The organism is Actinomadura roseirufa, from assembly GCF_900659635.1.
In the GTDB taxonomy this organism is placed as follows: Bacteria; Actinomycetota; Actinomycetes; order Streptosporangiales; family Streptosporangiaceae; genus Spirillospora; species Spirillospora roseirufa.
Genome location: NZ_CAACVB010000021.1, coordinates 1 through 20,273, shown reverse-complemented (window position 1 = coordinate 20,273; position 20,273 = coordinate 1). Strand labels below are relative to the sequence as shown.

Genomic DNA, 20,273 nt, shown 5'->3' with positions numbered 1-20,273 from the left:
AGCACAGGAGAGACACGCAGATGGCAGCGAGCACGGAGGCCGAGGCCGCCAAGCGGCGATTCGTCGACGCGCAACCGAGTCCCACCACGTCGTCGATCGAGGAGCTGCGCGCGAACGACGACAGGCTGTTCCTGTCGCTGGTGCCCGCGGACGCCGTCATCGAGCCCGCGGCCGGATGCCCCGTGCCCGCCGACTGGGTGCACGTGCCGGGGGCCGACGGCGACGTCACGGTCCTGTACTTCCACGGCGGCGGCTACTTCATCGGCTCCAAGGAGGGCAGGCATTCCCTGGCCGCGGAGATATCGCGGTACAGCGGCGCCCGCGTCCTGGTCGCCGGCTACCGCCGGGCGCCGGAGAACCGGTTCCCCGCGGCCGTCGAGGACGCCCTCAGCGCCTACACCTGGCTGAGGGGGCGGGTCCCCGCCTCCTCGATCGTCCTCGGCGGCGACTCGGCGGGCGGCGGGCTCGCCGCCATCGTCGCCTCCGCCGTCAAGGACGACCCGGAGACCCGGGCCGCCGCGGCGGTCCTCTTCTCGCCGTTCGTGGACTTCACCACGCCGGGCGCGAGCTGGAAGGCCAACAGCGAACGGGACCCCATCTCCAACGGGGAGATGATCCCGCTGCTGATCGAGCACTACCTGGGGGACGGTGACCCGCGCGACCCGCGGGCGTCTCCGACCTACGGGGACCTTCACGGCCTGCCGCCCGTCCTGATCTTCGTCGGAGGCGACGAGGGGATGGTGGACGACGTCGCGGACTACGCCACGCGCGTGCGAGAGGCGGGCGGGGACGCCGACCTCCAGCTGTACCCCGACATGTTCCACGTCTGGCCCGCGTTCGCGTCGATCCTCACCGAAGGACGCACGGCGCTGGCCCATGCCGGCGCCTTCATCCGCAGGCATGCCGGCACTCCGAGCCAAGGGCAGTGAAAAACATGACCTCAACGAAGACAGTCGTGAACCACGAAGGCGGATACCGTTTCCTTCCTGGCAGCGTGTTCTGCAGCAAGGCCGTCGCAGCCGAGCCCGGGTACGGCCTCGTCCACGCGGAGTTCGAGAAGCCACTGGATCTGGACGCGGGCTTCGAGCGGATCCAGAAGCACCTGGACGAGGCGGGGCGCCCCCGCGACGCGCTGAGCGGGCTCGACATCAGGATGCCCGCCCCTGTCGACGTGCAGGACTTCCTCGTCTTCAACGCCGACTACATCGCCCGGCTCGACGCGTGGGACCTCCGCCGCGACGGGCACGTCCCGACGACCCGCACCAACGTCGCGCCGGTCGCCGACCCACCGGGCGTGTCCACGCTGAGCGGGTTCACCTACACCGTGCACAGCGACGCGCAGGTTCCGACGTTCCTGGTGTCAGGCGTGGCGGAGCTCCCCGACGGGGAGTCCTACCCGGAGGGGCTCACCAGATTCGGTGAGACGACGCCCGACGCCATCGCGGACAAGGCGCGGACGGTCATCGACCTCCTGGCCGGGATCACGGCGGATCTCGCCGTGACGTGGGACCCGGCCACCGAGGTGCACGTCTACTCGGCGCACGAATCGGCCGCGACGGCGGGCCTGCTGGTCGCCGCGCACGGCGTCGCGCCCGCCCGCGGGGTCACCTGGCATCGCACCTACCCGCCCGTGACGCACCTCGAACTCGAGATCGACCTGCGCCGGTTCGAGCGCGCCGAGCGGCTATAATCGATTTTATTCGTTAAATCGACTCTTTCTCGGAGGTCACCGTGACGGACCGGACCCGGGGCCCGAGGGCCGCCTCCACCAGGACTGAGAGATAGGAGAACCCCCGTGCGGATCGCCAACTCCGGTGATCGTCTGTACATCGTCCGCGGCGAGCGGGCGCATGACGTCGCCGAGATCTCGCAAGGCCGTTTCTCGCCCGACCCCCAGGCGATCTACGAACGCTGGGACGAGTTCCTCGGCTGGGCCGACGCGCTGCCCGCCGACCCGCCCGGGGTGCCGCTGGCGGAACTGCCGCTCGGCGCGCCGGTGCCGCGGCCCCGTCAGGTGTTCGCGATCGGCCTGAACTACGCCCTGCACGTCGCCGAGGCCAAGAAGGACCTCCCGCTCCCGGAGTTCCCCTCCACGTTCACGAAGTTCCCGGCCTGCCTCGCGGGCCCGGACGACGTCGTCGAGCTGTCCGGGGACACGGTCGACTGGGAGGTGGAGCTGGTCGCGGTGATCGGGCGCCCCGCGCACAGGGTGGCGGAAAGCGACGGGTGGTCCCACATCGCCGGGCTCACGGTGGGGCAGGACATCTCTGACCGCACGGTCCAGCTGCGACCGCCGACGCCCCAGTTCAGCCTGGGCAAGTCGTTCCCCGGCTTCGGTCCCACCGGCCCGTACGTCGTCACGCCCGACGAGCTCCCGGACCGCGACGACCTCGCGATCGGCTGCACGCTGAACGGCGAGGAGGTCCAGTCCAGCCGGACCGGCCACCTCATCTTCGGCATCCCGGCGCTGGTGGCCGAGCTCTCGGCGGTCACTCCGCTGCTGCCCGGGGATCTCATCTTCACCGGGACCCCCTCCGGGGTCGGCGTCGCCCGCGAGCCGAAGCGGTTCCTGGGGGCCGGCGACGAGCTGGTCTCGACCATCGAGGGCATCGGCAGCATCCGGACCCGTTTCGCCGCGCGCCGGTCCGCCGCGCTCGCCGACATCACCCACTGACCACATGACCCGGTAAGGCCGGACGCAGCCCGTCCGCATGCCCGCACGTAATCGATTTTATTAGTAGAAGTCGATTAGGCTTGAGGAGACAGCCACATGAAGACCCAGGAAGCCCTCGCCACCATGCTCAGCGAGAGCGGGGTGACGCACTTCTTCCACGTCCCGGTGTTCGGGCACGAGGCGATGAAGCGCCTCATCCGGCTCGGCGTCACGCCGGTCGTCGCGCACGGCGAGAAGGCGGCGGTCTACATGGCGGACGGCTACGCGCGCGTCAGCGGCCGGCCGGGCGTGTGCGGGGCCCAGGCGATCGGCGGGACCAACCTGGCGGCGGGCCTGCGCGACGCCTACCTGGCCAAGTCGCCCGTCGTCGCCTTCACCGGCGGGCCGGAGCCCGACACGCGTCACAAGAACGTCTACCAGGAGCACGACGACATGCCGATCTTCGATCGGCTCACCAAGTTCAACACCGTCGTGGACGACGGGCGGCGCCTCCCCGAACTGCTGCGGCAGGCCTATCGGGCGGCGACCACCGGGGCCCCGCGCCCCGTCCACCTGGAGCTGTACGGCCCCGGCGGGAAGGCCAGCTCCGCCGAGATCGCCGACGACGAGGTCGTCATCGAGACCCGCCACACACGGGCCCCGGCGCTGCGGCCCCTCGCGGACACCGAGCTCGTCAAGGCGGCGGTGGAACTGCTGTCCACCGCGCGGCGTCCGATCCTCCTCGCCGGGGGAGGGGTCAAGCGCTCACGGGCGGAAGCGACCCTGCGCCGGTTCGCCGAGCGCCTGCAGATCCCCGTCGTCGCCTCGCTGAACGGTCTCGGCGTCCTGCCGGAGGCCCACCCGCTCTGGGCGGGGGTGGTCGGCGGCTACGCCCGGGACCAGGCGAACGCCGCGGTGCTCGAAGCCGACCTCGTGCTCGTGGCAGGGAGCGCCCTCGGCAGCATGACGACCCGCGACTACACCGTCCCCGGCCACGACACCACCATCATTCACATCGACATCGACCCCGAGGAAGTGGGCCGGAACTACCGGGACTCGCTCCCGCTGGTCGGCGACATCGACGCCGTGCTGAACCAGCTCGAAGCGGCGGACGCGGCCCCCCGGCAGCGGCCCGAGTGGCTCGCGCGGATCGCCGGGCTGCAGCGCGAGTGGTACGCGGAGGCGGACGAGGTCGAGCTCGCCGAGGCCCCGCTCATGCGCCCCGAGCGGCTGTGGCGCGCCCTGTCGGACGCGCTTCCCGACGAGGCCATCGTGGTCGGCGACACCGGCCACGTCGGCGCCTGGTCGGCCCGCCACCTGAAGCTGTCGGAGGGGCACACGTTCATCCGCGCGGCGGGGTCGCTCGGCTGGGCGCTGCCCGCCTCCATCGGCGCCAAGTGCGCCGCCCCGGACCGGCCCGTCGTCTGCCTGACCGGCGACGGCGGCTTCTACTACCACGTCGCGGAGCTGGAGACGGCGTGCCGCTACGACATCCCGGTCGTCGTGGTCGTCAACAACAACGCGGGGATGAACCAGGAGGCGATCCTCTGGGAGGCGGGCACCGACGAGGACCGCAACTGGCAGTTCACCCACGTCGACCTGGCGGCCGTCGGCGCCGCGCTCGGCTGCGGAAGCTGGGTGGCCCACTCCGGCGCGGAGCTGCAACAGGCCCTCAAGGAGGCCGTCGCCTCCGGGAGACCGGCGGTCATCGACGCCCGGACGGACCGCGCCGCGATGGCGCCCACGATCTACGCGGAGGCTCCGAAGCAGTCATGACACCTCCATCGTCCGACGGCGCGCTCGCCGTCGAGAATCCCGCGACCGGCGAGATCGTCGGCTACGCGCCACAGAGCGGCGCCTCCGACGTCGCCGCGGCCTTCGACGCGGCCTCGGCCGCGTACCCGCGGTGGCGGCACGACGAGCAGGCACGGCGCGACGCCCTGGAGCGGGCGGCGGCGCTCCTGCTCGGCGCCGTCGACGAACTGGCCCCCCTGCTCACCGCCGAGCAGGGCCGTCCCCTGGAACAGGCCCGGCATGAGGTCCGCCGGAGCGCGCAGTGGTTCGAGTACTTCGCGCGCCTCGCGGTCGATCCCGTCGTCGTCCAGGACGACGAGACGGCGCGCGTCGCCGTCCGGCGCCGTCCGCTCGGCGTCGTCGCGGCGATCACGCCGTGGAACTTCCCGCTGCTGCTGGCGGCCTGGAAGATCGCGCCGGCCCTGCGGGCGGGCAACACCGTGGTCATCAAGCCGTCCCCGGTGACCCCGCTGAGCACGCTGCGCATGGTCGAGCTGCTCGGCCGGGTGCTGCCGCCCGGCGTGCTGACCCCGCTGTCCGGGGACGCCGAGGTGGGCGGGCTCATGGTCGCCCACCCCCTCGCCAGGAAGATCAGCTTCACCGGGTCCACGGCGACGGGGAAGCGGATCGCGGCCGCCGCCGGGGCGAACCTCTCGCGGCTGACCCTGGAGCTCGGCGGGAACGACGCCGCGATCGTCCTCGACGACTGCGACGTGCCGGCGGCCGCGGCCAAGATCTTCGCCGCCTCGTTCATCAACGCCGGCCAGGTCTGCATGTCGGTGAAGCGGGTCTATGTTCCCGAGCGGGCGCACGACGAGTTCGTCGGCGTCCTGGCCGACCTCGCGCGGCGGACCCGGGTCGGGGACGGCGCGTCGCCCGAGACGCAGATGGGTCCGCTCACCACCGCCGCCCAGCTGGAGCGGGTCTCGGAGCTGGTGGACGGCGCCGTGGCCGGGGGCGCGACCGCCGTGACCGGCGGTCGGCGGCTCCCCGGGCCGGGGCACTTCTACCCGCCGACCATCGTCACGGGCGCCTCCGACGACAGCGGCCTGGTCGCGGAGGAGCAGTTCGGTCCCGCGCTGCCCGTCCTCACCTACACCGACGTCGACGACGCGGTGCGCCGCGCCAACGCCGGGCCCTACGGGCTGGCCGGCTCGGTGTGGGGCAGGGATCTCGAACGCGCCCGCGCCGTCGCCGGTGACCTGGACTGCGGCACGGTCTGGCTCAACGCCCACCTGCCGATCGGCCCGCACCAGCCCTTCGGCGGCGTCAAGGACAGCGGGCTGGGCGTCGAGAACGGCCTGCCCGGCCTGGAGTCCTTCTCCGACGCCCAGACCTACTACGAGCCCAACACCACCGGGACGAACACGTGAGCGCACGGGTCACCTTCGCCGACGGCGTCGGGGTGGTCACCATGGACTGGCCGCGGCAGCGCAACGCCCTCGGCCCGGCCGAGGGCGAGGAACTGCTCGCCGCGCTGACGCGGGCCGACCAGGCGGACGAGGCGGCCGTCGTCGTCCTCACCGGCAACGGCGCGTTCTGCGCCGGCGGCAACCTGCCCGCGATCCTGGAGGTCGTCGAGCAGGGGCCGGACGCCGTCCGCGATCTGCTGTACGACACCTTCCACCGCGTCGTCCGGCTCCTCGTCCGGACGCCCAAGCCGGTGCTCGCGGCCATCGACGGCCCGGCCGTCGGCCTCGGCATGGACCTGGCCCTCGCCTGCGACTGGCGCGCGATCGGACCGCGCGGGTGGCTGCGGCAGGGGTGGGGCACGCTGGGCGTCATCCCGGGGATCGGCGGGGAGCTGCTCCTGCGCCGCCTCGCGCCGGGCCTGCTCTGGAGCGTCCTGGCGAGCCCGGGAAGGATCACCCCGGCCGAGGCGGCGCGTCTCGGCCTCGCCGTGGAGCACCCCGAGTCGGCACTGGACGCCGCGCTCCAGCGCGCGGCCGAACTGGCGGCGCTTCCGCGGGACACGCTCGAAGGCTACGCGCGGCTGCACCGGGAGAGCCTGCGGGACGCGCTCGACGGCCATCTCCGTCAGTGCCTGGAGATCCAGACCCGGCTGCTCTGCGCGCCGGAGTTCCGCCGCCGCGCGGCCGAGGCGCTCGCCGGAAACGGCGCGGCCGGCGACCGGGCACCCGACGAGAGGACGACCTGAGATGTACGACTTCACCCCCGAGGCCGGGAAGATCGCGGAGTTCGCGCGGGCCACCGGGTCGGCCAACCCGGCCTACACCGGCGACGACGCGGTCGTCCCGCCGACGTTCCTGACGACGGCCTTCCTCATCGCGCAGCCGCCCGGCGAGTTCGGGATCGACGATCTCGGCTTCGACCTCAAGCGCCTGCTGCACGGCGAGGAGGAGTACGTCTTCCACGGCCCGCCGCCGGCCGCCGGGACGCGCCTGAGCGTGACCAGCAGGCCCGGCCCCGTCTCGGAGAAGGAGGGACGCCGCGGCGGGCGGATGCGGTTCGCGGCGATCGTCCACGAGTACCGCGACGAGACCGGCCGGCTGCGCGTGGAGCACCGCACGACCCTGATCGAGACCGAGGAGAAGCCATGACGGGAACCGCGAGGTACGCGGTCGGCCACACGCTCGCCCCGCGCACCATCGGACCGGTGACGCGGACGGACATCGTGCGGTACGCGGGAGCCTCCGGCGACTTCAACCCGATCCACCACGACGAGCCGTTCGCCCTCTCCGCCGGATTCCCGAGCGTGTTCGCGATGGGCATGTACTCGGCGGGCCTGCTCGGGACCTACCTCACCGACGAGTTCCCGCCGTCGGCGCTCAAGCTGTTCCGCGTCCGGTTCAAGGAGCAGGTCTGGCCCGGCGACGTGCTGGAGTGCTCCGGGACGATCACCGTCGCGGACGGCGCGGACGTCACCGTCGACCTGACCTGCACCCGGCAGACCGGCGGCACCGCCGTCCAGGGCACGGCCGTTGTGAGCGTGGCGCCGTGAGCAACATCGTCTCGGCGGCCGCCTACCTGCCCTCGCACCGCCTCAACCGCAAGTCGGCCCTGGCCGGCGGGCGGGGCACCCGTTCGGTCGCCGCCTTCGACGAGGACAGCACGTCCATGGCGGCCGAGGCCGCGCGCAGCGCGCTCGCCGATCTGCCGCTCTCCCCGGACCAGCTGCTGTTCGCCACGACCAGCCCCGCCTACGCCGACAGGACCAACGCCTCCGTCGTGCACGCCGCCGCGCTCCTGTCCGACGAGTGCGCGGCCTACGACTTCGTCGGCGCGGTGCGGTCGACCTGCGCGGCGCTGCGCGGCGCGCTCGACGCCGCCGCGGCGGGACGCAGCAGCGTCGTGGTGGCCTCCGACATCCGGGTCGGCCTGCCCGGCTCGGCCGACGAGAGCGACGGCGGCGACGGCTCCGCGGCCCTCGTCGTCGCACCGCAATCGGACGACCACCTCGCGGAGGTGGTCGCCGTCGCGGCGCGGACGTCGGAGATCTTCGACCGGTGGCGTCCCCCGCTCGAACCGTACTCGCGGGTCTGGGAGGAACGGTTCGGCGAGACGGCCTACGCTCCGCTCGCCGCCGCCGCGCTCCAGGACGCCCTCGGCCGCGCCGGCGTCACGGCCGCCGACGTCGATCACCTGATCGTGACCGGGCTCCAGGCCCGCGCGGTGCGCGCCGCCCGCGCGGCGTCCGGCGTCGAACCGTCGGCCTACGCCGACGACCGCTCGGCGTCGCTCGGCGTCACCGGCGCGGCCCACCCCCTGCTGCTCCTGACGGACGTGCTGCAGCGCGCCGAACCGGGTGCGACCATCGTGCTGCTCGTCCTGGCCGACGGCGCCGACTGCTTCGTGCTGCGAGCGGGGAACCTCGCCGGAACGTCCCACCGCGGGCCGGTGATCGCCGACGCGCACGACGGCCCGTCCGCGGACTACCTCGACATGCTGACGTGGCGCGGCGTGCTGCCGCGGGCCACCCCGCGCCGCCCCGACCCGGACCGTCCGGCGGCTCCGCCGTCGCTGCGGAACTCGGAATGGAAGTTCGGGTTCGTCGGGTCGCGCTGCCTGGAATGCGAGACCCGCCATCTCCCGCCGGAGCGGATCTGCCTGAACTGCCGGGCGCTGGACCGGATGGCCCCCGAGCCCCTCCAGTCGGTGCGGGGGACCATCACCACCTTCACCGTCGACCATCTGGCCTTCTCCATCGCGCCGCCGGTGCTCGTCGCCGTCGTCGACCTCGACGGCGGCGGGCGGTTCCAGTGCGAGCTCACCGACGCCGACGCCGGCTCGATCGCCGTCGGCGACCGCGTCGAATTCACCTTCCGCCGCTTCTACACCACCGCGGACGGCGTCCACGACTACTTCTGGAAGGCGCGACCGGCTCGCGCGGAGAAGGGCTGACCATGGCATCCAACGGAATCCGTGACCGCGTCGCCATCGTGGGCATGGGCTGCACCACCTTCGGCGAACACTGGGACCGCGGCGTCGACGACCTCCTGGTCGACGCCTCCACCCAGGCCCTGGAGTCGGCGTCGGCCACCAGCGACGGCGTCGACGCCTACTGGCTCGGCACGATGGGATCGGGCATCTCCGGTCTCACCCTGTCCCGTCCTCTGAAACTCGACTACAAGCCCGTCTCGCGGAACGAGAACTACTGCGCGACCGGGAGCGACGCCTTCCGCAACGCCTGCTACGCGGTCGCCTCCGGCGCCTACGACACCGCGATGGCCATCGGCGCGGAGAAGCTCAAGGACTCCGGCTACTCCGGCCTGGTGACCGCGTCGGCCGCGCACGACGGGACGAAGGTGCCGCTCACCGGCCCGTCGATGTTCAGCCTGCTCTCGCCCGCCTACGCGCACCGGTACGGCCTCGACGCGGCCACGATGGGCGACGTCCAGGCGCGGATCGCCTGGAAGAACCACTACAACGGCGCCCGCAACCCCCGCGCCCAGTTCCAGAAGGAGGTCTCGATCGAGAAGATCAAGGCGAGCCCGCGGGTGTCGGGCTCGCTGGGGGTGTACGACTGCTCCGGCGTGAGCGACGGAGCGGCCGCCGCGATCATCGTGCGGGCCGAGGACGCCTACCGCTACACCGACCGTCCCCTGTTCGTGAAGGCGCTCTCGTTCGTCGCGGGGCCCGCCTCCGGCCCGATGGACAGCGGGTACGACTACACGACGTTCGAAGAGGTCGTCCGATCCTCGGCCGAGGCCTACCGCCAGGCCGGGATCACCGACCCGCGCGCCGAACTGGCCCTGGCCGAGGTGCACGACTGCTTCACGCCGACCGAGCTTATCCTCATGGAGGATCTCGGGTTCGTCGAGCGCGGCCAGGCGTGGAAGGACGTCCTGGCCGGCGCCTTCGACCTCGACGGCGACCTGCCCGTCAACCCCGACGGCGGGCTGAAGAGCTTCGGGCACCCGATCGGCGCCAGCGGGCTGCGCATGCTCTTCGAATGCTGGCTGCAACTGCGCGGCGAGGCGCCGGCCGACCGGCGGCTCGCGACGGTCGAGGCGGGACGCACGCTCGGCCTCACCCACAACCTCGGCGGCCAGCCGGGCGCCTGCGTCAGCTTCGTCAGCATCGTGGGGAGCGAGCCCGCATCGTGAACCAGCCCCCCAGCGGACCGCTGGCCGGTCTGCGCGTCGTCGAGTTCGCGGGCATCGCGCCCGCGCCGTTCGCCGCGCTGATGCTCGCCGACCTCGGCGCGGACGTCCTGCGGATCGACCGTGCCACCGGCGACGGCCCGTCGGCGCGCCCCGCGCCCGCTCCGGCGCGCACCCAGATCCTCGGGCGAGGACGGCGGTCCGTGGCCATCGACCTCAAGACCGGCGGCGGCGCCGCGCTCGCGCACGCCGCGGTGACCCGCGCGGACGTCCTCATCGAGGGCAACCGCCCCGGCGTCATGGAGCGGCTCGGTCTCGGACCGGACGCCTTCTCCGAGAGCAACCCGGGCCTGGTCTACGGACGTCTCACCGGCTGGGGGCAGGACGGCCCGTACGCGCACAAGGCCGGACACGACCTCAACTACATCGCGGTGTCGGGCGCGCTCGGCCTCATCGGACGGGACCCCGAGCGGCCGCCGGCGATCCCGGTGAACCTGCTCGGCGACTTCGCCGCCGGCGGCATGCTCCTGGTGATCGGGATCCTGGCGGCGCTGGCCGACCGCGCCCGGTCCGGCCGCGGGCAGGTCGTCGACGCCGCGATGGTCGACGGCGCCGCGCTGCTCACCACGTTCATCCACGGCCTGCACACGGACGGCCACTGGTCCGGCCCGCGCGGGACGAACCTGCTCGACGGCGGCGCCCCGTTCTATGACACCTACCCCACCGCGGACGGCCGGCTGCTGGCCGTCGCCGCGGTCGAGCCGCGGTTCTACACCGAGCTGGTCCGGCGGCTCGATCTCGACCTCGACCCGGCGGACCAGCACGACCGGTCGACGTGGCCGAGGACGCGCGACGCCTTCGCGCGGCGGATCGCGTCCCGCACGCGCGCCGAGTGGGAGGACGTCCTGGCGGACGCGGACGTCTGCGTCTCGCCCGTGCTCTCCCTCGACGAGGCGGCCCACGACCCGCATCTGGCGAGCCGCGGCGTCATGATCGACGTCGCCGGAGTGACGCAGCCCGCCCCCGCGCCCCGCTTCAGCCGCACTCCCGCCGGGCGCCCGGCCGCACCACCGCCGCTCGGCGCGCACGGGCCGGACGCGCTCCTGGACTGGGGCGTGCCGCCGGCGCTCGTCCGGCGCGCGACGTCCGACGGCGCCGTCGCCGTGCCCGCCACCACCCCTGCGAACCTGACGGAGGAATCCGATGAGTGAGGACCTGAACTTCGCCGGCCGCGTCGCCATCGTGACCGGCGCCGGCGCCGGGCTCGGGCGCGCCTACGCCCTCGAACTGGCGCGCCGCGGCGCCAAGGTCGTGGTCAACGACCTCGGCGGCGCCCCCGACGGCAGCGGCGGCGCCTCGACGGCCGCGGAACGGACCGTCGCCGCCATCACCGAGAACGGCGGTGAGGCCGTCGCCAACGTCGACTCCGTCGCCGACGCCGAGGGCGGCGCGCGCATCGTCCAGACGGCGCTCGACGCCTTCGGACGGGTCGACATCCTGATCAACAACGCCGGCATCCTGCGCGACCGCTCCTTCGAGAAGCTGTCCGCCGACGACATCCACCGCGTGATCGACGTCCACCTGCACGGGGCCTTCAACGTCACCCGGCCCGCGTTCACCGCGATGAAGGCGAACAAGTACGGCCGGATCCTGTTCACCACCTCGGCCGCCGGACTGTGGGGCAACTTCGGGCAGGCCAACTACGCCGCCGCCAAGCTCGGCCTGCTCGGGCTCGCCAACGTGCTCGCCATCGAGGGCGCGCGGAACGGCATCACCGCGAACGTCATCGCGCCCTTCGCCCTCTCCCGGCTCACCGAGAACATGCTGGGCGGACTCGAAGCGCGGCTCCTGCCCGAGCACGTCGTCCCCCTGGCGGTCGCCCTCGTCTCCGAGCAGTGCGCCCTCACGCACGAGATCTTCTCGGTCGGCGGAGGCCGCTACGCGCGGGCCTTCATCGGCCTCAGCCCCGGCTGGGTCGGCGACACCACCGAGCCGGCGAGCGCCGAGAGCGTCCTCGCGAACCTGGACAGCATCCGTGACCTGGACGGCTACGTCGTGCCCACCGACGCGCAGACCGAGCTTGAGCTGGTGCGGGCAGCTCTGGACCGATGAGCGCGGTCGCGGGACGGCCGTTCTCCCTCGCGCGGCCGGGCTTCGACGCCTCGCACGACCTGTTCCGGCAGACCGTGCGCGCCTTCGTCGAGCGTGACATCGTCCCGCGGCACGAGGAGTGGTGCCGCGCGGGCATGGTCGACAAGGAGCTGTTCGCACGGGCCGGCGCCGCCGGGCTGCTCGGCATCGACGTCCCCGAGAGTCACGGGGGCGGCGGCGTCCCCGACTTCCGGTACAACGCGATCATCACCGAGGAGGGCGCGCGGGCGCACGTGGCCAGTAGCGTCGCCGGGCTGCACCTGCACATCGACGTCTGCGTCCCGTACTTCCTGGACGCGGCGACCGACGCCCAGCGCGACCGGTGGCTGCCGGGAATCTGCGCCGGCACGCTGGTGACCGCGCTCGCGATGACCGAACCGTCCTGCGGGTCCGATGTCGCTGCCATGACGACCACCGCGACGCGCGACGGGGACCACTACGTCATCAACGGCGCGAAGACCTTCATCAGCAACTCGCAGAACTTCGACCTGCTGCTGCTGGCCTGCAAGACGGACCCGACGCAGCGGCACCGGGGGATCAGCATCATCGTCGTCGAGGCCGACCGCCCCGGCCTTGAGCGCGGACGCAGGCTCGCCAAGGCCGGGCAGCACTCGGCCGACACGGGCGAGCTGTTCTTCACCGACGTCCGCGTGCCGGTCGCCAACCGGCTCGGTGCGGAGGGCGGCGGCTTCGCGCAGCTGATGACCAAGCTGCCCCGCGAGCGGCTGTCGATCGCCGTCGGCGCCGTCGCCCAGGCGGAGGCCGCGCTGGACCTGACCCTCGGCTACGTCGGGGAGCGCCATGCCTTCGGCCGCCCGATCGGCTCGTTCCAGAACAGCAGGTTCCGGCTCGCCGAGATGCGGACCGAGATCGACATCGCGCGCGTCTTCGTCGACCGCCAGATCGAGGCCCTCAACGCCGGCGAGCTCACGCCGGAGGCGGCGGCCGAGGCCAAGTGGTGGACGACGGAGATGTGCCATCGGGTCGTGGACGGCTGCGTCCAGCTCCACGGCGGCTACGGATACATGGACGAATATCCCGTCTCGCGGGCCTGGCGCGACACCCGGGTCATGCGGATCCTCGGCGGGACCACGGAGATCATGAAGGAAGTCATCGGCCGAGGGATGGGGCTATGACCGGGAACAGGACCGTGCACGGGGCCGTTCGGCCCGAACTCGGTGAGGGCGTGCTCTCCGGGGGACGGTTCGTCCCCCTTGAGGAACTGCGGCGGCGGGCCGGCAGAGTCGCGTCCGCGATGACGGCGATGGGCCTGCGCCGCGGCGACACGGTCGCGCTGCTGCTGCGCAACGACCACCCGTTCTTCGAGATCTCCTTCGCCGCGGCCGCGCTCGGCGTCAACCCGGTGCCGATCAACTGGCACGACTCCGCGGCCGACGTCGCCTACATCCTCGACGACTCCGCCGCCGCCGTGCTGTTCGCGCACGAGGACCTGCTCGTACCGCTGCGAGGCGCGCTCCCCGCGCGGGTCACGGTCGTCGCCGTCCGCACGCCGGCGGCGACCTTGAAGGCCTACGGCGCCCGGCCCGGCCCGGAGCACCGGCCGCCGGGGGAGGAGATCTACGAGCGATGGCGGGACGAGGCGCCCGAACGCGACCTCGGGCGGGTGTCCTCGCCGCTCTCGATGATCTACACGTCGGGGACGACGGGACGGCCGAAGGGCGTTCGCCGGCTCGCCTACGACGAGACGGCCGAACAGGCCGTCGCCTACACCAGGGACAAGTTCGCGGCGCTCGGCCTGCACCCGGAGATGCGGACCGTGATCACCGGGCCGATGTACCACTCGGCGCCGAACCTGTACGCCCTGTCGGCCGCCCGCCTCGGCGGTTTCCTGGTGCTGCAGGACCGGTTCGACGCCGAAGGGCTGCTGCGCCTGGTCGAGGAGCATCGGATCACGGCGCTGCACCTGGTGCCGACGATGTTCGTCCGCCTGCTGCGCCTTCCCGAGGAGGTGCGCGCGTCCTACGACGTCGGCAGCCTGCGCCACGTCGTGCACGCCGGGGCGCCGTGCCCGCCGGACGTCAAGCGCGCGATCATCGACTGGTTCGGGCCGATCGTGCACGAGTACTACGGCTGTACCGAGGCCGGGGCCATGGTCGGGTGCGACAGCCACGAGTGGCTCGGTCACCCGGGGACGGTCGGCCGGCCCTTCGCCTCCTGTACCGTGCGCATCCTCGACGACGACGGCAACGACCTGCCGCCGGGCCGGGTCGGCGACATCTACATGCGCTCGGCGGGCTTCGGGGACTTCACCTACCAGGGGCGGCCGGAGGAGCGCGCCGCCGCGGAGCGGGCGGGGCTCCTGACCGGCGGGGACGTCGGCTACCTGGACGCCGACGGCTACCTCTACCTGTGCGACCGCAAGCGCGACATGATCATCACCGGTGGCGTCAACGTCTACCCGGCCGAGATCGAGGCCGCCATCCTGCAGCTCGCGGGCGTCCGCGACTGCGCGGTCTTCGGAGCCCCGGACGAGGAGTTCGGCGAGTCCATCGCCGCGGCGATCGAGGTCCAGCCGGGCGCCGTCCTGACGGAGTCTGCGGTCCGGGCGCACGTCGCCGGCACCCTGGCGAGGTTCAAGGCGCCGAAGCTCGTCACCTTCCATGACCGGCTGCCGCGCGAGGACTCGGGCAAGGTGTTCAAGCAGCGGCTGCGCGAGCCGTACTGGCGCGATGCCGGCCGGGCGATCTGACGCGGTGCCCGCGTCCCTAGCTCCGGCCGGCGCCGTCGCGGTCCGCGCCGGCGGCCTTCGCCCGCGCCAGCAGCGCGTCGGTCGCGTGCTGGATGTGGGTGACCATCAGCTCGACCGCGAGGTCGGCGTCGTGCGCCAGCGCCGCGTCGAGCAACCGCTGATGCTCTCCCGCGACGCGTTCGCGCGTCCTCTTCGGGACGGCGGGCAGCGCCGACCAGTAGCGATACAGCTCGGAGTTGCGGAACAGCTGCTGGCGGATCTCCTTGAGCAGCGGGCTCGTGCACGCGGACGACAGCGCGTCGTGGAAGGCGTCGTGCGCCCTCATCGCGTCCAGCGAGGGAACCCCCTCCTCGGCGCGCGCCTGCATGGCCGCGAGGCGGTGGTGCGCGGAGACGAGCTCGCTCTCCCAGTTCAGGTCGCCCATCGTCACCGAGTCATGGACCGTCAGCGACTCGATCTGCACACGGACCCGGGTGATGTCGTTCAGGCCGTCGGCCGACAGCGGCCACACGGAGAAACCCTGCTGGGGAACCGACTTCACCAGCCGCTCGGACGCGAGCCGCGTCACCGCCTCCCGCACCACCGTGAGGCTCACGCCGTAACGCGCCCGCACCTGCGCGAGATCGATCTGCTGGCCGGGCTGCAGCGTGCCGAGCCGGATCTCGTCGCGCAGACCGTCGCACACCACGGACACGCGGGTCTGTTTCGGGTTCATGCGGACCATCGTATCGAAAAAGAAGGGCAAAAAATCGATGTCAGAAAGTGAAATCGACTTCATTACGGGACCCGCGCCGGACCCGGCGCGAGCGGCCATCACGGCGGCCGTCGGGCGCTATCTCGAAGCACTGGCGGCACAGGACATGGACGCGCTGGCCGCGTTCTACCACCCGGACGCCGAACTGATCGACCCCATCGGGAGCCCGCCGGTTCGGGGGGCCGCCGCGATTCGTGCCTTCTACCTGCGCACACGACCCGCGGCGGTGACGGAGGTGACCCGCGTCGGTGAGATCACGGTTCACGGCGACCACGCCGCCTTCCAGTTCCGGGTTGTCGTCGAGGACTCCTCCGGCGCCACCATCACGGCCCTGGTCACCGAGATCATGAGCTTCGACTCCGAGCGGCGCATCAGGTTCATGCTCGCGGTGCCCGAGATCAGCGTCGACCGCACCTGAGGGCGGAGGAGAGCGAGCGGGGCGAAGGGCTCGCCGGTCGTCACCGCCCGGACCGGCGGGCGAGATACTTGATGGTCATGTGCAGATGATCGCGGAACTGGTCCACCGCATCCGCCTCGTCCGCCGTATAGCGATGACCGTCTACGCCGACATAGCCGCCTCGAACAAATGTGTTGATCATCCACACGAGCATTCGCAAAGTCATCGCCGCGTCCATGTCATCGGCGACGATCTTCTCGATCTCTGCGGACCATTGCTTGAAGACCGGGACTCCGCCGAAACTCTGCTCCATGTTCGGGAGATCGCTGGCGTCCGCCATCCACCGTTGCATCCAGAGACCGGCGATCTGAGGGTTGGCGATGGAGTAGTTCAGGTATTCGTCGAACAAGAACATCGCGCGTTCCGGTCCCTGGACGGGCCTTGTCATGGCGGCTTCCATATGATCAAGACATGCGCCCGCCGCGTGCACGAAGGCGGCTTGGTAGATGCGGCGCTTTCCTCCGTATTCGCGGTTCAGGGCGTCGGCGCTGATGCCCGAGGCGCCGGCGAGCATCTCCGTGTCGACCGTGTCGTACCCCAGGTCGCTGAAGAGGCGGACGGCGGCGGCGAGCAGGCCGTCGTCCATCGGCATCCCGTTGTCCTCCGTCATCCCGTTGTCCTCCGTCATCTGGCCCACTCCAGCCGACGCCTCTTGCAGACCTACACCGCACTGGTCACGGAGAACATGAGCTTCGACTCTGAGCCGCGGATCAAATCCATGCTCGCCGTGCCCGGCATCAGCGCGTTCCGTCCGAGCGGGTGAAGGCGTCACCGCTCGGGTCGACGAGCGAGATTCGTGATCGTCTTGTGCAGATGGTCGCGGAGCTGCTCCACCGCCTGTGGTTCCTCCGCCGTATGGCGGTGGCCGTCTATGCCGACGAAACCGCCCCGAACGAAGTTATGGATCATCCACACGAGCATCCTCACGGTCATCGCCGAATCCATGTCCTCAGGGATGACCTTGTCAAGCCTCCCGGACCACTGCTGGAGGACCGGCACGCCTCCGAAACGTTTCTCCATGTTCGGGATATCACTGGCGTCCGACATCCAACGCTGCATCCAGAGACCGGCGATCTGAGGGTTGGCGACGGAGTAGTTCAGGTATTCGTCGAACAGGAGGATCGCGCTTTCCGGCCCCTGGGGCGCCCTGGCCAGGGCCGCCTCCATATATTCCTGACATGCTTTCGCCGCGTAGTCGAACGCGGCCTCGTAGAGGCCGCGCTTGCCTCCGTACTGAGTCAGGGCATCGGCGCTCATGCCCGAGGCGCCGGCGAGCATGTCCGTGTCGACGGTGTCGTACCCCAGGTCGCTGAAAAGGCGGATGGCGGCGGCGATCAGCCCGTCGTCCATCGGCCTGCCGTCGTCCTCCGTCATCTGGTCCACCTCCAGCCCGTGCGTCTTATAGACCTACCCGACGGGCGTGGGGGAAACGTGCCGAGGATCTGGTGGCCGGTAAGTCGAGTATTGACTGGGCAATCGATTTTGTAGTGCCGCTCGCGGTAGGCTTGCCGCCATGGCGCAGCGCGGTGACGCACGGACGAGGGCGCAGGACGTCTACCGGTCGGTCAAGGACGACATCCGCGCCGGCCGGCTCGCCCCCGGCGACCGCCTCAACCTCGGCGAGATGGCCAAGGGATACGGCGTCAGCCTGACCGTGGTCCGCGAGGCCGTGACCCGCCTGTCGGCGGAGTACCTCGTCCAGGCCACCCCGCAGCGCGGCTACCGCGTGACCCCGCTCTCCGAAGCCGAGCTGCTCGATCTCACCCGGGTGCGGATCGAGATCGAGCGGCTCACGATCGGCGAGTCGGTGACCCTGGGCGGGCTCGACTGGGAGACCCGCCTCGTCGCGGCGCACCACCGCCTAAAGAGCGTGGCTCCCGCGTCCGGGACGTCCGAGCGCGGCGCGGGCGTGAACCCGCAGTGGGTGCAGGCGCACTCCGATTTCCACGAGGCGCTGTCGGCCGCGTGCACGAGCCCCCTGCTCAAGGGGATCCGCCAAGAGCTGTTCGAGGGCGCCGAGCTGTACCGGCACTGGACGCGCGCGCTGATCCCCGCCGACGCGCGCGACGTGATCCGGCGCACGCTCGACGAGGACCACGCCGCCCTGCTCGAAGCGGCCCTGGCCCACGACGCCGGGCGCGCGGTCGACCTCGCGGTGCCGCACATCCAGCGCACGACGGACCTGCTCCTGGAGTACCGCCGGGACGAATCGGGCGGCAACCGGTAGTCGTGGCCGCGTCGCCCACCGGGCCTCCGGTGCGTCGCGCGACATCACTCCCCATCCGCGACCGGTGAAGAACCGGATCGCGCTAGCTCACCACGCCCGCCGGCGAACGTCCGCCCGGCACGGGAGTCGCTCGGTTTCTCCTGCTCAGGCTCTTGACGGGGGCGAATGAGGACGCTTACGGTACCAAAGTCTCCTCTCTGGTACCGCTCCTGAATCGCGCGACGTCACGCGGTGTCGCGAGGCACTAGGTGAGGGGATCTGGTCGGAGCGACGTGGCAAGGAGTGGGCATGACCAAGATCGGCATCATCATCGGCAGCACCCGTCCCGGACGCAACGGTGAGGCCATCGGCCGCTGGGTGCACGAGGTGGCCGCGCGGCGCGCGGGCGCGGAGTTCGAGCTGGTCGACCTGCTGGACTACAAGCTCCCGCAGCTGGACGAGATCGTCCCGCCCGCTCTGGGGCAGTACGCCCAGCCGCACACGCTGGAATGGGCGGAGAAGGTCGCCTCGTTCGACGGGTTCGTCATGGTGACCCCGGAGTACAACCACTCCACGTCCGGCGCGCTGAAGAACGCCATCGACTTCCTTTCCGCCGAGTGGCAGAACAAGGCCGTCGGCTTTGTGAGCTACGGCTCGCACGGCGGCACCAGGGCGGTGGAGCACCTCCGGCTGATCACGGGCGCGATGATGATGGCGGACGTCCGCTCCCAGGTCGCGCTGTCGCTGTTCCATGACTTCGAGGACTTCACGAAGTTCAAGCCCTGCGACTTTCAACTCGAAACTCTGAACACCACCCTGGACCAGGTGGTGGCCTGGAGCGAGGCGCTCGCCCCGCTGCGCGTGCGATAGAGCCGGAGGGAAACGGGGGAGTGCCATGCTCGACCCGGAGGCCATGGCAGGCCCGGCCGGAGCCGCCGAGCCGGTCGACCGCGTGACCGATGGTCGTTCCGCGCTCGCCGTCCGGGGGCACCAGGTCCGTCCCGCGAACCCGAAACGGCTACTGTGAGGCCGGTGTCCGACACCGACTCAGAAGCCGTCGGGTCGCGGGCGGGTACGGCGCCTCCGCGGCTCGGACCGCCCTCGTCGCAGCTCAGCGCCCGAGGCCGCGAACTCCTGGACGAGCTGGAAGCCCTGTTCCTGGAGGAGGGGTTCGCCAAGTTCACCGTCGCGCAGCTGGCGGCCCGGCTCCGCTGCTCACGCCGGACCCTCTATGAGCTGGCGCCCTCCAAGGGGGAGCTGGTGCTCATCGTGCTCGACCGGCGGCTGCGACGTTTCGGGCGCATCAGCGAGCAGAAGGTCGCCGGCATCGACGACCCGCTGGAGCGGATCGACGCCTTCCTGCACGTCGGAGCGTCAGAGCCGAAGAGGTCCACGCTGCGGCTGCTGGAGGACATCGAGGGATTCCCCGCGGCACGGCGCCTGATGGCGGACCACTACCGCCGCACGACGGGGCTGCTGCGCGAGCTGCTGGAGGAGGGCATGCGCCGCGACCGCGTGCGCCCGCTGCGCGCGGCGGTCGTCGCGGAGATCATCGACGCCGCGCTCGACCGCCTGCAGGACCCGGGCCTGCTGAGAAGCCAGGGCATCACCTACCAGGAGGCCGTGATCGAACTGGCCACCCTCCTCCGCAAGGGCATCGAGCCACAGTTCTGACGCGCCCGGGGTCATTGCCCGGATACCGCCGCGCTCAGCCTCTGACCGACCTGGGCGAGCCGGTCGGCGCTGCCCTTGACCGCCTCGATGTCGGTGCCGTCCAGGGCCCTCTTCACTTCGGCGATCGCCTCGTTCGCCGAGGTTCTCAGTCCCTCGGGGAGCTTCCAGCCGTTCTCCCGCAGGACCTTCTCGGTCATATAGATGAGCGTGCCGGCCTGGTTGCGGACGTCGGCCTCCTCCTTGCGGCGGCGGTCCTCCTCGGCGTACTGCTCGGCGTCGCGCATCATCTTCTCGATGTCGTCCTTGGGCA

At 71.6% G+C, this 20,273-nt stretch carries 23 protein-coding genes; 19 read left to right on the top strand and 4 right to left on the bottom strand.

Features of this window, described 5'->3' with window-relative positions; all coding sequences use genetic code 11:
- The first annotated feature begins 20 nt into the window (after nt 1-20).
- From E1291_RS07130 to E1291_RS07065, 14 genes are all read left to right on the top strand, one after another.
- The gene (locus E1291_RS07130) at nt 21-929 is read left to right on the top strand and encodes an alpha/beta hydrolase (RefSeq protein WP_131736931.1); all 909 of its coding nucleotides are present in this window, start codon (nt 21-23) and stop codon (nt 927-929) included.
- A gap of 26 nt (nt 930-955) precedes the next feature.
- A complete protein-coding gene (gene cnbZ, locus E1291_RS41805; protein ID WP_165494992.1) occupies nt 956-1,690 on the top strand; it encodes a 2-amino-5-chloromuconate deaminase CnbZ in 735 nt (244 codons plus the stop codon).
- A 105-nt stretch (nt 1,691-1,795) separates the two neighbouring features.
- The gene (locus E1291_RS07120; protein ID WP_131736929.1) at nt 1,796-2,674 is read left to right on the top strand and encodes a fumarylacetoacetate hydrolase family protein; all 879 of its coding nucleotides are present in this window, start codon (nt 1,796-1,798) and stop codon (nt 2,672-2,674) included.
- Between the two features lie 96 nt (nt 2,675-2,770).
- The gene (locus E1291_RS07115) at nt 2,771-4,429 is read left to right on the top strand and encodes a thiamine pyrophosphate-binding protein (RefSeq protein WP_131736928.1); all 1,659 of its coding nucleotides are present in this window, start codon (nt 2,771-2,773) and stop codon (nt 4,427-4,429) included.
- Entirely contained in the window at nt 4,426-5,820 is a 1,395-nt protein-coding gene (locus E1291_RS07110; RefSeq protein WP_131736927.1) for an aldehyde dehydrogenase family protein, read from the top strand. Before E1291_RS07115 ends, E1291_RS07110 begins: the two co-directional genes overlap by 4 nt.
- Entirely contained in the window at nt 5,817-6,605 is a 789-nt protein-coding gene (locus E1291_RS07105) for an enoyl-CoA hydratase/isomerase family protein (RefSeq protein WP_131736926.1), read from the top strand. The genes E1291_RS07110 and E1291_RS07105 overlap by 4 nt, the downstream gene beginning before the upstream one ends.
- A gap of 1 nt (nt 6,606) precedes the next feature.
- Complete coding sequence (locus E1291_RS07100; protein WP_131736925.1) at nt 6,607-7,008, top strand: FAS1-like dehydratase domain-containing protein; 402 nt, start codon at nt 6,607-6,609, stop codon at nt 7,006-7,008.
- The gene (locus E1291_RS07095; protein ID WP_131736924.1) at nt 7,005-7,409 is read left to right on the top strand and encodes a MaoC/PaaZ C-terminal domain-containing protein; all 405 of its coding nucleotides are present in this window, start codon (nt 7,005-7,007) and stop codon (nt 7,407-7,409) included. Before E1291_RS07100 ends, E1291_RS07095 begins: the two co-directional genes overlap by 4 nt.
- On the top strand, nt 7,406-8,809 hold the full coding sequence (locus E1291_RS07090; protein ID WP_131736923.1) for an OB-fold domain-containing protein: 1,404 nt from the start codon (nt 7,406-7,408) through the stop codon (nt 8,807-8,809). The genes E1291_RS07095 and E1291_RS07090 overlap by 4 nt, the downstream gene beginning before the upstream one ends.
- A gap of 2 nt (nt 8,810-8,811) precedes the next feature.
- Nucleotides 8,812-10,014 (top strand): acetyl-CoA acetyltransferase, encoded by a 1,203-nt coding sequence (locus tag E1291_RS07085; protein WP_131736922.1) that lies wholly within the window; start codon nt 8,812-8,814, stop codon nt 10,012-10,014.
- Nucleotides 10,011-11,222 (top strand): CaiB/BaiF CoA transferase family protein, encoded by a 1,212-nt coding sequence (locus E1291_RS07080; RefSeq protein WP_207400604.1) that lies wholly within the window; start codon nt 10,011-10,013, stop codon nt 11,220-11,222. Before E1291_RS07085 ends, E1291_RS07080 begins: the two co-directional genes overlap by 4 nt.
- The gene (locus E1291_RS07075) at nt 11,215-12,123 is read left to right on the top strand and encodes an SDR family NAD(P)-dependent oxidoreductase (RefSeq protein WP_131736921.1); all 909 of its coding nucleotides are present in this window, start codon (nt 11,215-11,217) and stop codon (nt 12,121-12,123) included. The genes E1291_RS07080 and E1291_RS07075 overlap by 8 nt, the downstream gene beginning before the upstream one ends.
- Nucleotides 12,120-13,298: an acyl-CoA dehydrogenase family protein gene (locus tag E1291_RS07070; RefSeq protein WP_131736920.1), complete on the top strand. Its 1,179-nt coding sequence runs from the start codon at nt 12,120-12,122 to the stop codon at nt 13,296-13,298. The genes E1291_RS07075 and E1291_RS07070 overlap by 4 nt, the downstream gene beginning before the upstream one ends.
- Nucleotides 13,295-14,872, top strand: coding sequence for an acyl-CoA synthetase (locus tag E1291_RS07065; protein ID WP_131736919.1), 1,578 nt, complete (start codon nt 13,295-13,297; stop codon nt 14,870-14,872). Before E1291_RS07070 ends, E1291_RS07065 begins: the two co-directional genes overlap by 4 nt.
- 16 nt (nt 14,873-14,888) lie before the next feature.
- On the opposite strand, the gene E1291_RS07060 is transcribed toward E1291_RS07065, so the two are convergent.
- On the bottom strand, nt 14,889-15,587 hold the full coding sequence (locus E1291_RS07060; RefSeq protein ID WP_165494991.1) for a GntR family transcriptional regulator: 699 nt from the start codon (nt 15,585-15,587) through the stop codon (nt 14,889-14,891).
- 37 nt (nt 15,588-15,624) lie between these two features.
- On the opposite strand from E1291_RS07060, the gene E1291_RS07055 reads away from it, so the two are divergent.
- Nucleotides 15,625-16,044: a nuclear transport factor 2 family protein gene (locus tag E1291_RS07055; protein WP_165494990.1), complete on the top strand. Its 420-nt coding sequence runs from the start codon at nt 15,625-15,627 to the stop codon at nt 16,042-16,044.
- A 40-nt stretch (nt 16,045-16,084) separates the two neighbouring features.
- Here the strand turns inward: E1291_RS07055 and E1291_RS07050 are convergent, their stop codons facing one another.
- Nucleotides 16,085-16,711 carry a TetR/AcrR family transcriptional regulator gene (locus E1291_RS07050; protein WP_131736916.1) on the bottom strand — a complete coding sequence of 209 codons (627 nt, stop codon included), beginning with the start codon at nt 16,709-16,711 and terminating at the stop codon, nt 16,085-16,087.
- A gap of 140 nt (nt 16,712-16,851) precedes the next feature.
- Nucleotides 16,852-17,457 (bottom strand): TetR/AcrR family transcriptional regulator, encoded by a 606-nt coding sequence (locus E1291_RS07045; protein ID WP_131736915.1) that lies wholly within the window; start codon nt 17,455-17,457, stop codon nt 16,852-16,854.
- Nucleotides 17,458-17,596: 139 nt separating this feature from the next.
- Between E1291_RS07045 and E1291_RS07040 the strand changes: the two genes are divergently transcribed.
- The 4 genes from E1291_RS07040 to E1291_RS07030 all read left to right on the top strand — a co-directional run bounded on the left by E1291_RS07040 (nt 17,597) and on the right by E1291_RS07030 (nt 19,963).
- Nucleotides 17,597-18,310 carry a GntR family transcriptional regulator gene (locus E1291_RS07040; RefSeq protein ID WP_131736914.1) on the top strand — a complete coding sequence of 238 codons (714 nt, stop codon included), beginning with the start codon at nt 17,597-17,599 and terminating at the stop codon, nt 18,308-18,310.
- Between the two features lie 288 nt (nt 18,311-18,598).
- Nucleotides 18,599-19,159, top strand: a complete 561-nt coding sequence (locus tag E1291_RS07035) for an NADPH-dependent FMN reductase (protein WP_131736913.1) — start codon at nt 18,599-18,601, stop codon at nt 19,157-19,159.
- Between the two features lie 25 nt (nt 19,160-19,184).
- Nucleotides 19,185-19,316 (top strand): hypothetical protein, encoded by a 132-nt coding sequence (locus E1291_RS44535; protein WP_278045237.1) that lies wholly within the window; start codon nt 19,185-19,187, stop codon nt 19,314-19,316.
- Between the two features lie 5 nt (nt 19,317-19,321).
- A complete protein-coding gene (locus E1291_RS07030) occupies nt 19,322-19,963 on the top strand; it encodes a TetR/AcrR family transcriptional regulator (protein WP_131736912.1) in 642 nt (213 codons plus the stop codon).
- A gap of 11 nt (nt 19,964-19,974) precedes the next feature.
- On the opposite strand, the gene E1291_RS07025 is transcribed toward E1291_RS07030, so the two are convergent.
- A partial coding sequence (locus E1291_RS07025) for an Hsp70 family protein (RefSeq protein ID WP_165494989.1) occupies nt 19,975-20,273 on the bottom strand: 299 nt, incomplete at its 5' end.